The following is a 13,539-nucleotide window of genomic DNA, read 5'->3' on the forward strand; positions in this document are numbered from 1 at the left end:
TCTTGCCAAGGATAAAAATATGACCTCCTTAGAGCTACAAAATAAACGAATTCTCGTCACTGGTGGGGCAGGGTTTTTAGGCCGTCAGGTAATAGATCAGCTGTGCAAAGCTGGGGCTGACTTGGCCAAGATTACTGTCCCGCGATCGCGGGAATTAGATTTACGTATCCTAGAAAACTGCCAACGCGCAGTAGACCAGCAAGATATCATCATTCACTTAGCGGCTCATGTCGGTGGTATCGGTCTCAACCGCGAAAAACCAGCAGAGTTATTCTACGACAACTTGATCATGGGGACTCAACTCATCCATGCTGCCTATCAAGGAGGCGTAGAAAAATTCGTTTGTGTGGGTACAATCTGCGCCTACCCAAAATTTACCCCAGTACCATTTAAAGAAGATGACCTGTGGAATGGTTATCCAGAAGAAACGAATGCTCCCTATGGGGTAGCTAAAAAAGCACTTTTAGTACAACTGCAATCTTATCGTCAGCAGTACAACTTTAATGGTATTTACTTACTACCAGTAAATTTATACGGGCCTGAAGATAATTTTGATCCGAGAAGTTCCCATGTCATCCCCGCCTTAATTCACAAAGTTTATGAAGCCCAAGTTCGGGGAGACAAACAACTTCCAGTTTGGGGTGATGGTAGTCCTACCCGTGAGTTTCTGTATTCAGAAGATGCCGCACGAGGCATTGTTATGGGTACACAATTGTACAATGACTCCGAACCAGTTAACTTGGGGACGGGTTATGAAATCTCCATCCGCGATTTAGTCACCTTAATTTGCGAACTGATGGAATTTGACGGGGAAATAATTTGGGAAACAGATCAGCCAAACGGTCAACCCCGTCGTTGTTTGGATACTGAACGGGCGAAACAAGCTTTTAATTTCACGGCTCAAGTAGATTTCCGGCAGGGATTAAAGAATACTATTGATTGGTATCGGCAAAATGCCGCTTAGGGAATAGGGAATACGATTCGTTAAGTACAAATTTAGAACCCCGACTTCTCTAAGAAGTCGGGGTTCTGTAACCCTAAACTACTACTGTGTCAATTTAGTTTCAACAGTTCGTAGTAAGGACTTTAGTCCTTTTCCAAATGAGGACTAAAGTCCTTACTACAAACTTGCTCATCTATCAATTGAAACTTGACGCACTACTACGTACTTAGATTATAAATCGACATGGACAAAGTTGATCATCAACTAAATAAGGGAAAATTACGCCGGACTTTGTTAAAAACTCGGCAGTCGATGTCTGTTAGAGAATGGCGAGAAAAAAGCGATCGCATCTGTAAACTATTACAAGCTTCTACTCTCTTCACCGAAGCCAAAACCATACTTGCTTATTTCAGCTTTCGCCAAGAACCTGACCTTAGTCCCCTATTTGCAGATAATCAATATCGCTGGGGATTTCCGCGCTGCATCAGTCAATCGCTACACTGGCATAGTTGGCAATCTGGGGAATCGTTACAGATTAATTCCTACGGTATTCAAGAACCCCATCCTGAAACACCAACTATCCATCCTGAAGACGTAGATTTAATTCTCGTTCCTAGTGTTGCTTGCGATCGCCGGGGATATCGTCTAGGTTATGGTGGTGGTTATTACGATCGCTTGCTCAGTTCGACCGAATGGGCAAACAAGCCAACAGTAGGAATTGTCTTTGAATCTGCTTATTTAATCCAACTACCTATTCAACCTTGGGATCAACCTTTAGTTGCTGTGGCTACTGAAACAGAATTTTATATTAATTCGTAATGGACTAACGTCCCGCTACGCTAACGTGATGGGCTTTGCCCTGCTACATTAAATTTGGATTGGAGGAAAGCGACGTGATTAATTTGCGATTGAAAAATACTAGAATGCCACCTGTGATGATGTACTTTTTATTAGGTGCGATCGCAATCATCACACTCTTTCCTCTACTGTGGCTGATCAGCACTGCTTTAAAATCACCCACAGAAAATATTTTTCAATCGCCACCGCAGTTATTACCCAGTCAACCTACCTTAGAAAACTTCTCTAAGGTGTGGCAATCTTTACCTTTTGGGCAGTACATCTATAACAGTACATTGGTAGCAGTGCTGACTGTAGCTTTCAATCTGCTGTTTTGCTCCCTAGCTGCTTATCCTTTAGCACGGCTATCATTTCCGGGGAGGAATGGCATTTTTATTGCGATCGTTTCTACGATTATGATTCCTTTCCAAATCGTGATGATACCCTTATATATTTTGACAGTGCAGTTAGGGTTGAGAAATACTTATTTGGGAATGATTTTCCCCAGCTTGGCTTCTGCTTTTGGTATTTTCCTACTTAGACAAGCTTTTATGGGAGTTCCCAAAGAGATAGAAGAAGCCGCGCGGATGGATGGCAGTTCAGAATTAGGCTTGTGGTGGCATATTATGTTACCAGCAGTTAGACCAGCCCTAGTAACTCTCGCTATTTTCGTCTTTATCGGTTCGTGGAGTGACTTTCTTTGGCCTTTGATAGTCATTCAAGATGAAAACTTATACACCCTACCCTTGGGAGTAGCCAAATTAGCAGGGACATTTTCTCTAGACTGGCGTTTAGTAGCTGCTGGATCAGTAATTGCGATCGCACCTGTTTTGTTAGTATTCCTAGTTTTACAGCGTTATATCGTCGCTACAGATACAGGGAGTGGAGTTAAGGGGTAACAATTCGTAATTCGTAATGGGCTAACGCCCCGCTCCGCTAACGTAATTCGTAATTAAGACTGGTAAAAATTCTACCTTGCCCCCTACACCCCTACACCCCTACACCCCTACACCCCTAAAATTAATCGTATAAGGTTCATCCAAGGACTGCTGAGTGCTGGCTTTCATTGCATTTAGATAACGGTGGAAAATTTGCAGTTGTGAGAAATTGGGACGATAAGTAAGATTACCTTGTTTTTCAAACAGGGGTGTAGAGGCGATCGCCTGATAATCTGAATTAGATTGAGAGTTTTGGGTCAGCCAAGTAGATTCGGGGGAAACAGGAATCAAACCTGGAGGTAATTCCCCTTCTAAGAAGGCTAAAAGTCTTTGCTGACAAGTGCTGGTATTGATACCGCGAGCCTCAAATAAGTGCAGAACTTCCCCAAATGCCAGAGTTCTGTCTGGTAATAATCGCAGTAATTCTGTAAACAAGAAATAATCTGTATATTGGTGACGAGATTCTTCTAAAACTTGGGGATGTAGGGGTAGTACAGCTAAACCATAGGCGACACGACTACAGTTAGGAATGCCATTTTCACCTAGGTACGCATCTTGAATCATCTTGGCGTTGGGGAGTTTCTGCCGCAACCATCGATTGACAACGCCTAAATTCGCCACTCCACCACTTAAAATTGCTTGGTTAATTGCTTCAGTGGGAATACCACGCGCTACTAATAACTTATTGAGTTCCCGGTTGAGGCGACGGACAAAGGGGACAAATACTTGAGTTTCTAAATCTCGACGCTGTAAAATCCAGCGTTGATCAGCTAATTCAAAGCTAAAAGACTCTTGGCGTTGCAAAATTAGCTTTAAAGCTAGGGCTGCATCTAGTACCGCCTGTCCCAGTAGGGAACTTTCGAGACGCTGCTGTAAGAGAATCCGCGCCTTGATGTCTGGTTCTCCCACACGCGGTAATTCTAAATCATCTAAACCCAGACTTTCCCACTGCGCTTCGTCCAAATCTGGAAAAGCTGATTGCCATTGCCAAGGGTGACTATGAATTTTTTGGTTATCTTCTGGGTTTTCCCCACGAGATTGGCGGTATTTGGGCGGTAATAATAACTGACAGATAATGTCTTGCTCAATCCCTTTGCTGGCATAGGCAAAACCGTGGAGCATGAAATGATTGTGGGTGAGTTGTTCTAACCTATCTGGCACATCGACCAATCCCATTTCTGTGGCAGTTGCGCCAATATTAATCACAAGGGTATTACCGACGATCGCATAATCGCTGGTTTGAGCCGGGGTTAAACCTTCGTGGGTGCTAAATTTTACTGTTTCACCATTAGCACCATTAAGAATACTTAGTAAGCTAGCGATCGCTTCTTCGACAAAAAATACTTGCTGGGGATGTTGAACTAATCTACTTGTCAGTAAAGCTTCCCGCAGATTAAAGCGATATTGTTCAGACCAACTAGAGGGGGAGTTACAAATCACACCAGCAATTTGATCAATAATGCTGTGGAAGGTACTTTCATCTAAGCCTACGGCTGTGGCAATTAAACCTTGAGTTGTGCTATCGCGGTCTGCTTTCAGGGTTAAAAGTAACTTGGAGAGCGATCGCACTATCCAAATTAAAGGCCCAGCCGAAAATTCGTTAAATTGCAATACAGGTTGCCATTTTTGCTCTTCATTTTTATAGGGAATTGCTACCTGTAAATATGGTTTTAACTGCGCTGAATAAAGATGATTTTTCAGATGAGATGCGCGCTCATCGCTGCTGTCAGCCTGTCTAGGAGGTAAAGAAGTGTTAGGCAAATAAACTTCTGCGGGTAAACGGAAGGATTGCTGGAAGTTATTAGTTCCCGGTTGCTGTTCTGCTGACCAACAAATCGGATAGACAACACCAGTAGAGCGATTTAATAAAGTGGCAGAAATCCCAGTAGTCCCCAAATCAATGCCTAAATACCAAACTGAGTCTAAAGCATCATCTGCAATTTCGGTATTGTCGATGGGATTATCAGGAATGATCACAGAACTGTCGTAAGTGGTCGTTGGGACTTCCTGTTCTTTTTCAGTGGGGCTAAAGTCTAAGGCGGTTTCTGTTTGGGGGGTGGAGATAGGGTTAGCTGGGGAAACATCTAAAGGGGAGGAGTCCACAGTCAATGTATTTTCTGCTACTTCTTGATCTAATTGTTCGCGATCGCGTAGCCCATCGCTGACCCAAAACTCCGCACTTTCCAACCCCATTAATGGTGATTGTGGTGTCTGTGAGTTTGGTTCATCAAGCTTGGCTAAATCTTGGTGTAATTTCAGCCATTGCTCTTCGTTCAGAGCAATTTCAGGGAGATTAGCTAACTCAGTGACTTCTGGTGAAAGTAAATTTTCTTGGGGTGAAGCCGGAATAAATTGTTCTGGTGAATGTTCCGGTTGTTTGTGAGTTAATCTTGGTGGCTTTTGTTCAACTGTCGGCACAATTAAGGCTGCCTCATCCTCTACCGCAGAAGCTACGGCTAACTGTTCTAGAATTACAGGTTCTGGTGTCGAGACAGTGGGCGGCGGGGCAGTTTCCTCTAATTTCCAGCTTCTAGCCAGTTCTTCAATATCTACATCTGCAAATAAATCTGTTAAAGATGTGATTGTATCTTCATGAGTTGGTTGTATTGCTGGCAAGTCTACTGCATCTACAAAACTAATAGTTGGAGTTGGTTCTGCAAATAATAATAAGTCTGTGGACTCAATAGGCGGATCTGGGATGTCCAGGGGGTTAGTATCATTAAAAAAATCGGTATCTGATTCGTCAAACCAAGCTTCTGGCATCATTGCCGCCGTATCGACCTCGGCTAAAATATTTTGAGGCGCGATTACAGTATCAGCAGCATCTAACCCTGGTAACTCTTCAGTTACTGTCTCTGAATTTAATTCCAGAAGGGCATTAATAAAATAATTGTCATTACCAAACAAACTGGCGTAGATCAGATCAACTTCATCATCGGTTGATTCCCCACTATCCTCAGACAAAATATCTGGAGTAGTCAAATTCTCAGCAGATATAGACTCATCAACACCAAGCTGCAAAAGCATTTCATCTAATTCATCAGTCATTAAGGCCTCAAATTCGGCCGTTTCCAAGAGATGATCATCTTCGGTGGAGAGAACGCCATTGCTCATCGTTACATCTAAGTCTGCTGCGAAGATGCGAGATTCTTCGTTGGTGTTGTCTGTAAATAAAAGCTCCGATTCTACAGATAGGCTAGTGTCAGTTGACGGCGATAAGTCTGGAATAACTGGACTAACGCTTGATAGTGTAGCCGCAAGGGTTTGATTTTCTAACTTAGGGGTAGGTACTGAAGAATTAGATAAATTTTGTTGTATATGTTGCGTCAAATTATCCAGCAGACTAACGAGCAATTGTTCCCCTTGCAAACCCTTGCTGTGCATTCTTACCAGTGATTGAGATAAAGATTCATGATAAGTATTTACATTACGCTGCAAAGAGTCAAATACAACATTTACAGTACCATCCAAAGACAACAAACGTTGATCTAATTCTTGAGCTAGCTGTGTTAACCGCTCTGTTTTTTCTGAAGATTCCCAGAAGGGTTGACTACTAGCATCTGTAGCTTCTAGATTGCTGTGATGATTATTATTAACATCACTAGAATAATTTACTCTTGCCTCAGCCATTTTAGGCATTAACGCTGGTGCTAGGCGACTCATCAGAACTTGTAAAAATTCGGTAATGATTTGCTCTTGGTTTGCCAGTTGTTGACTTAAAGAGTAATTATGTAGTCGCCTTTGCTCTAGCTGTCTAATTTCCTGTGCCAAAACTGTCCGTTCTTGCAACAAGGCTGTAATTTCTCCTTGCAATGGCTGTATACAGGCGGACAATTCATTTTTGATTTGTTCGGTGAGGGAATGAGTTAATTCTTGAGTTGATTCTTGATGAGTTGAGATTTGTGGTGATGTCGCCTGATTCTGACCCTGGTCAATGAACTTCTCCAACAACGACGATTTTTGGGACTGTCCCCCAGACAAGTTTTGTTGAGAGTGTTCTAATTTCTCAGGCTCTTGTAGCTGAATTAAAAAATTGCGGGTTCTTTCTAAAACCTCTTTCGGCTCTTGCGCCTGACTAGACAGAAGCCTAGACAGGCGCGTACTATTGCTGTTCAGTAAGTTGTCAATATCTGCAATTAGTTTTTGAATTTCATCGTTGCGGAAAGTCACTTTAAATTACCTTAGCTAAAATTTTAGGTCAACCGATGGTAGAAATTAATTTACAATTACTCAAGTGCAAAATATAACTCAGTGTAATTGTTTGATAGATAACTGCAAGTTGTAGGGTTATGTAAATTTGCCGCAGGCCATGGCCATTTAGCAACATATGTTTGAGCAAGTAGTAATCCTAGAACACAAAAATATTCTCAGATTGCTAGTATCAGGTAGTTCTCAAGGCGATGTTATCCCCTTGATGACTTCAATAGTATAAAAACATAAAAAAATTCAAATCGCCAAGCCAGATTACTCATTACCTTTCATCTGCCAACAGCAAAAAATTTAAAATTAGCAAAAATTAGCAACTTTGAGTATCATAATTGTTGCCTAGTTATATTTTTGAGTAGTGCTGTTAGCAATGCAGGCGGCCTTTTTCCAAGATTACTCCTCAAGACGAAAACAGTGTGTAAGAAAGTACAGACTGTATAATAGTAGGTCACAATTGTTTAAAAAACCGCTCTAAAGCCCCTGCTTGTGTAACATAACTTAGTGTTCTTTTACAATTAAATGTATTATGAACGCTTAGGTAAAACTTAGCGTTATTGCTCATTTTATATAACCGCCTTAATAATGTCGTAATGGAAGACAATCCGTGGATAAACTCAGCTCCCTTTTTTCAAGGTTTACCAGAAACCTCAGTGGAGATAGCCCTTAACCATCTTGTGACACGCACACACCCAGCCAATCAAGTGATTTTATTAGAAAATGACTGGGGTGGTTCTGTGTATTTTATAGTAGATGGCTGGGTCAAAATTCGTACTTACAATCTAGAAGGGAAAGAAGTAACACTAAATATTCTTGGTAAAGGGGAATTATTTGGGGAAATGGCGGCATTAGATGAAGTACCCCGTTCTACAGATGTCATCACCCTAACCCCTACAATAATTGGCAGTATGCCATCTCAGGATTTTGTTAAGTTAATCTATGGAGAACCTTTAGCAGGAGTCCGCTTATCACAACTAATGGCTCGGCGTTTACGACAAGTAAATCGACGACTGCGGTTGCGAGAATCTGATAGTCTGTCACGGGTAGCAGACACATTATTATTTTTGGCAGAAGGGCAAGGAAAACGAGGTGAAACAGGAACAGAAATTCCCAATTTACCACACAGAGAATTGAGTAGTTTGAGTGGGTTAGCGCGGGAGACAGTCACCAGAGTATTGACAAGATTAGAAAAAAAAGGCTTGATTAAGCGAGATCAAGACAGCATTTGTATCCCAGATTTGTCAGCCTTAGAGAAAATGATAGTTTAACAAATTTTTCCAGATGAGTATTTTAGATTCTCTGCCAAATGACCCTGAAGAAAATCCATCCCCTGAGTCTCAATCTTCACCACATCAAAGGTCAGATCAGCCACTACAGTTAAAACAACCGCAATTAAAGGTTGATGCACCCTTAAGAATGGTAGAAACAGCATTTTTAGCCAGTGCTGCTAGCTTGATTTGGTTCATCAATTTTTACTTTCCCTTAGGGCCAGTGTTGCGGATATTCTTCCCTGTCCCGATCGCTTTAGTTTACCTGCGTTGGGGCAAACGAGCAGCATGGATGGCGGCTGTCACCTCTGGTTTACTCCTATCAGTATTGATGGGGCCAGTCCGCAGTCTATTATTTGTTATGCCCTTTGCATTTATGGGTGTACTACTTGGGGCTACATGGCATCGTCGTGTACCTTGGCTAGTATCTATCACCTTGGGGACGCTATTAGGTACTTTAGGCGTATTTTTTCGCCTGTGGTTGCTATCTATATTGTCGGGAGAAGACCTATGGATTTATATAATCAACCAAGTCACAGAACTGACAGAGTGGCTATTCCTAAAGTTGGGATTATTAGCTAGTCCCAATGTATTTTTCATTCAGATAGGGGCAGTAGCCTTGATTGTTATTAATAACTTTATCTACCTATTTGTAGTACATTTGGCCGCATCGTTGTTATTAGATCGACTAGGCAATCCCATCCCCCGTCCACCACATTGGGTGCAAGTTTTGATGGATTATTGAAGGTGACAGGGGACAGGGGACAGGTGACAGGGTACAGGGGAAAAGAAAGCAGGGGGAGCAGGGGAAGCAGGGGGAGAAAAATACAATGCCCACTCACAACTCAGCACTTACTACTCAGCACTCACCACTCACCACTCACCACTCACCACTCAACACTCAGCACCGGCTAAACGCCGCGCTACCGCTAACACCACTCACCACTCACAACTCAGCACTCAAATTGTATGATTCGCATCTATACCGAAAAAGAACAGGGTGAAGCATGGCTGAGGCAATATCGCGGTCATATTCCTCTGTTTGCTTGTGTTTTAGGTTTTACGGAAACTGGGTTGATTCCAGGAATTTCGGCAGCTGGTTGCACTCCAGAGGATCGGAAATATACTGCCTGTGCTGATGCTGAGTTTTTATATTACGGCGCAAAACACAAACCCCAATATGCTTTACCTCCACTGACGGCGGGAGCATCGCCTGTGCTGATTTCTCGCGCTGTGGTGGAGTCACTGAATATACCCGTTTATTTATTTAATGCTGGATTACCTCAAATCCCATCTATGCCAGTCATTGATTTGGGTGGTTGTCCAGCTAGATGTTTAAGTACAGGTACAGCAATAGAGTTAACAACTGTACATAACTTATTTAAGCAAGGAATGCTTTGGGGCGATCGCCTGGCGGATAAGACTCAAAAGGGATATCAGGGATATCTAATTTTAAGTGAATGTGTTGTTGGTGGGACTACAACAGCTTTAGCGATTTTAACGGGCTTGGGTATAAACGCAGTAGGCAAAGTTAATAGTAGTCACCCTATTTGTAACCACGAACAAAAGTGGCAAGTGGTGCAACAAGGGTTGGAGAGGATGAAAAGCAGAGGCGAATCTCAATCTCTACCTTATCTTGTACCGATTGATCCTCTAGAACTAGTTGCGGCGGTTGGTGATCCGATGCAGGTAGTAGTGGCTGGGATGGCGATCGCCGCTAGTCGTCGTTGTGGTGTAATGTTGGCTGGTGGGACGCAAATGCTAGCGGTTTATGCTCTCATTAGTGCGATCGCTCAGGCTTATAATTTATCTTGGCAACCAGCCGCAGTAGTTGTAGGTACAACCCGATGGGTAGCGGAAGATCCTACGGGTGATACAGTTAACCTCGCTCTGAGTTTAGGCAAAAATAGCAAATATCCTGATAGCCAATCTCCTCCCTTACTAGCTACCAGTTTGAGTTTTGCTAATTCTTCTTACCCCCAACTCCAAGCCTATGAACGGGGATTTGTTAAGGAAGGTGTAGGTGCTGGCGCAGCTTGTATAGCCGCCAATCTCACTCAAAATTGGCAGCAAGATCAACTTTTAGCTGCGATAGAAACCCAAATTGAACAAATAAATTCCTTTAGTGCATCCAGGTATAAACCCATACCGAATGCTGAGTCAACCCCCAACTCATAACCTGACTTTTCACGGGATGCTGGAAAACCCCTCTCTAAAATTATCCCCTACAACCGTAGAGACGTTTTATGCAACGTCTCTACATATTCCCCCTTCCTTACTAGGAAAGGTGGTTAGGGGGTTAGGTTTCGCGTTAGCTTTTCCACATAACGTGAAAAGTCAGACTCATAACTCATCACTCATAACCGGCTAAACGCCGCGCTACCGCTAACAGCACTCAGCACTATTAATGAATTCTCTCTCTAAGTAATTGTTCTTCCAAAGCTGCAATACGATTGTATGCGGCGGTTAATTGTGCGGTTAGTCTCTGTATTTGAATTTCTGGTGATAAATTTCTTTCTCCACTTTGGCGATTCATTTCTAAATAAACGCCGTCTATTAATACATCCTTGTGTTCTAGTTCCGAATTCAATCGGATCTGTCCTTTGAACTGGGAGTAAGTAGGATCGCTACTTTCCTGGACATTCTCCTTTGCTTCTGTTCTTGCTAAAGAGCATTCTGAAACAGCTTGAGCAACTTTTAAGTCGAGCTGCTCAATAAACTGGTAGAGGGCATCCAGTTTATTGCTTACAGTCAGAATTTGTTCTTGTAATAGCTCCATTTAATACCCTCGTCTGCACATTTTCTATATGTTATTCAATTTACTGGCAATGTTAAAAATACTTATGAATTATTTAATTATTCAAATCTTTCTGAGAAATATGACACATAGTTAATTATGTTTATACATGATTCAACATTTTCTATGGCTATCGCTCATTAGATATTGAGATTAATTAACCTTTAGCAATTATTTTTGGCAAATTTCTCAAGTTACTGGCTTTTTGACTTGCTTCAAAATTGACAAAAATATAGCCTAAAGGCATAAATTATTGCTCATTGACCTTTATGATTGATTTGTAGGTTTCTTAACATGAAGTTGTAGAAATCAACACTCTAATCATAAGGAAACGTTGACAATGTTAAGCTATTAGCTTGGAAAAAGAGTGGGCATTGGAGATTAGTCACTGTCATCTTTTACTCACACCCATGTTGAAAAACGAGGATGTTTGTGTTAGTTAATCAATAATATATTCTTATATATTTCTATATATGTATCATCTTAAATCTATTAATCGCCGGTCTTTTCTCGCCAGCATGGGTGGGCTAGCAGTTTCACAACTGTTAATTGGGTGTGCTAACAACAAGCAAATAAAACTCAACGTCCAATTATTAAAAGGTTCTATTCCTCCTCAATTAGTTGATAAATTTCGCAAGAATTTGCAACAAAAGGTACAACTTAAGTTTGCGCCAATTTCAAATATCCAAGATGCTTTTAAGCAATTGCAAACTTGGCAGCAGAAACCAAAAAGCAATGAAGATGCAGGATGGAGTCGCTTCATCCCATTTAGACAATCCCCAACGCCTACGTTAGCTAACTTGGTGACATTGGGAGATTATTGGCTGCAAACAGCAATTGAACAGCAATTAATTCAACCAATAGAACCAACACAGTTAAAGAATTGGCCTGGTTTAGATTCTAGATGGCAACAATTAGTGACACGCAACGACAAAGGTTTTCCAGATCCTCAAGGAAAAGTTTGGGCTGCGCCTTACCGTTGGGGTAGTACAGTCATTGTGTATAACCGAGAGAAGTTTAAAGCATTGGGATGGACACCACAGGATTGGAGTGATTTGTGGCGGGAAGAATTGCGATCGCATTTTTCTTTACTCAACGAACCTAGAGAAGTAATTGGGTTAGTCCTCAAGAAGCTAGGAAAATCATACAACACCGAAAATCTAGACGCAATTCCACAATTAGAAGCAGAACTCAAAACCTTAAACCAACAGGTAAAATTCTACAGTTCTAATACCTACCTAGAACCTTTAATTATGGGCGATACTTGGTTGGCTGTTGGTTGGTCAAGTGATGTAGTACCAATTTTAAGTCGTTATCCAAAACTGAGCATGGTTATTCCCCTTTCTGGGACAGCTATGTGGTCAGATTTATGGGTAAGTCCCAAGGGTGCAGCTAAGGACGATTTATCATCACAATGGATTGATTTTTGTTGGCAGCCAAAGAGTGCCAAGCAAATTTCTTTACAAACTAAAAGTAATTCTCCAATTGCTACAGATATTAACACTGCTGATATTCAGCCATCATTTACGAGTTTGTTACTAAATAGTCGTGAAGTTTTCGACAAAAGCGAATTTCTACTTCCTTTTTCACCAGAAACTAACAAACAATACGAAACTTTATTTACCAAAATCAAAGCATAACCATTTTGTGATTAAACTAGGTGAGTTTTTTTAAACCTCTATATCCCTCTGCGTAAACCTCTGCGCGCCTCTGCGTTTCAAAGGTCTAGCGGTTTGAACCTAACTTATACTGAACATTCATCTGGATATTACAAGGAGTAGGATTAGTCTGGAAATTGCAGGTATAGGTTGCTAATAGATCCCCTTGATAATTAAAAACCCGCAAATTATATTTGTCTTTTCTAGCTGTGCTACCCAAGCGATTAACAAACTCATAACGTTCTAGATAATCTAACAAACTCCAAATTTGTTGATTAACTACTAGGTCTACTCGACTAGATTCGGCTTGAGTAGTTGGATATGCTATCCAGTTATCTAACAACTTGTTCTCAGAGATTTCTTTTGCTAACCATAAACTAGGAGTAGTTAATCCTGTTAATTTAATGGTGTTGGCTGTAACTACACCACCTTTGGGATTATTCAGTAACTCTAGATTTAGAGGTGCATCTGAATATTTGGGGATTGATGAAGTTTCAGCTATTGAGGGTGTAGTTAATAACAGAAAAATAGGGCTGAAAGTTATAGCTATTAATGATAGTAGTTTGTGTCTAAGCATAACTAAATTCACTGCTAGGCGAGTAAAACAGTTAAACAAGATCCCTGTGCTTATAATATATTAACGTATTCACCTATACAATAAAACTACCAAAGGTTCAGTATTTGTGGGTGAGAAACGCTTGTAGCAGTTTTTGAGGGTGTAATCCAATGAAGTGCTGAGTTGGACTACACGACCAGTTGCGATGATCTGCGACTACTGTAGGCGTTGGCGTTCCGTCCACCGTACTAGGTCAGGGAACACCAAGAAATAAATTATCCGCAATTGATGGTTGGGTAGGGTGCGTCAGTATGAATAATTTCTGAGTATAGTTAGGTT

Annotated in this window: 10 protein-coding genes; 7 read left to right on the top strand and 3 right to left on the bottom strand. The window is 41.4% G+C overall.

Going from position 1 to position 13,539, the window contains the following annotated elements; all coding sequences use genetic code 11:
• Window positions 1-19: 19 nt before the first annotated feature.
• The 3 genes from L6494_RS21390 to L6494_RS21400 all read left to right on the top strand — a co-directional run bounded on the left by L6494_RS21390 (window position 20) and on the right by L6494_RS21400 (window position 2,679).
• Window positions 20-964 (top strand): GDP-L-fucose synthase family protein, encoded by a 945-nt coding sequence (locus L6494_RS21390; RefSeq protein WP_237989772.1) that lies wholly within the window; start codon window positions 20-22, stop codon window positions 962-964.
• Between the two features lie 222 nt (window positions 965-1,186).
• Window positions 1,187-1,762 carry a 5-formyltetrahydrofolate cyclo-ligase gene (locus L6494_RS21395; protein ID WP_237989773.1) on the top strand — a complete coding sequence of 192 codons (576 nt, stop codon included), beginning with the start codon at window positions 1,187-1,189 and terminating at the stop codon, window positions 1,760-1,762.
• A gap of 104 nt (window positions 1,763-1,866) precedes the next feature.
• A complete protein-coding gene (locus L6494_RS21400) occupies window positions 1,867-2,679 on the top strand; it encodes a carbohydrate ABC transporter permease (protein WP_237996196.1) in 813 nt (270 codons plus the stop codon).
• Between the two features lie 99 nt (window positions 2,680-2,778).
• On the opposite strand, the gene L6494_RS21405 is transcribed toward L6494_RS21400, so the two are convergent.
• Window positions 2,779-6,888, bottom strand: a complete 4,110-nt coding sequence (locus L6494_RS21405) for a hypothetical protein (RefSeq protein WP_237989774.1) — start codon at window positions 6,886-6,888, stop codon at window positions 2,779-2,781.
• Window positions 6,889-7,514: 626 nt separating this feature from the next.
• On the opposite strand from L6494_RS21405, the gene L6494_RS21410 reads away from it, so the two are divergent.
• The 3 genes from L6494_RS21410 (at window position 7,515) to cobT (ending at window position 10,367) form a co-directional block, all read left to right on the top strand.
• Window positions 7,515-8,189 carry a Crp/Fnr family transcriptional regulator gene (locus L6494_RS21410; protein WP_237989775.1) on the top strand — a complete coding sequence of 225 codons (675 nt, stop codon included), beginning with the start codon at window positions 7,515-7,517 and terminating at the stop codon, window positions 8,187-8,189.
• 13 nt (window positions 8,190-8,202) lie between these two features.
• Window positions 8,203-8,934, top strand: coding sequence for a DUF2232 domain-containing protein (locus tag L6494_RS21415; protein WP_237989776.1), 732 nt, complete (start codon window positions 8,203-8,205; stop codon window positions 8,932-8,934).
• A gap of 224 nt (window positions 8,935-9,158) precedes the next feature.
• A complete protein-coding gene (gene cobT, locus L6494_RS21420) occupies window positions 9,159-10,367 on the top strand; it encodes a nicotinate mononucleotide-dependent phosphoribosyltransferase CobT (RefSeq protein WP_237989777.1) in 1,209 nt (402 codons plus the stop codon).
• Window positions 10,368-10,593: 226 nt separating this feature from the next.
• On the opposite strand, the gene L6494_RS21425 is transcribed toward cobT, so the two are convergent.
• Window positions 10,594-10,968 carry a hypothetical protein gene (locus L6494_RS21425; RefSeq protein ID WP_237989778.1) on the bottom strand — a complete coding sequence of 125 codons (375 nt, stop codon included), beginning with the start codon at window positions 10,966-10,968 and terminating at the stop codon, window positions 10,594-10,596.
• A 491-nt stretch (window positions 10,969-11,459) separates the two neighbouring features.
• On the opposite strand from L6494_RS21425, the gene L6494_RS21430 reads away from it, so the two are divergent.
• Window positions 11,460-12,626 (top strand): extracellular solute-binding protein, encoded by a 1,167-nt coding sequence (locus L6494_RS21430; protein WP_237989779.1) that lies wholly within the window; start codon window positions 11,460-11,462, stop codon window positions 12,624-12,626.
• Window positions 12,627-12,711: 85 nt separating this feature from the next.
• Here the strand turns inward: L6494_RS21430 and L6494_RS21435 are convergent, their stop codons facing one another.
• Window positions 12,712-13,221 (bottom strand): hypothetical protein, encoded by a 510-nt coding sequence (locus tag L6494_RS21435; protein WP_237989780.1) that lies wholly within the window; start codon window positions 13,219-13,221, stop codon window positions 12,712-12,714.
• Window positions 13,222-13,539 lie beyond the last annotated feature (318 nt).

This window comes from Nostoc sp. UHCC 0870, assembly GCF_022063185.1.
Taxonomy (GTDB): Bacteria; Cyanobacteriota; Cyanobacteriia; order Cyanobacteriales; family Nostocaceae; genus Trichormus.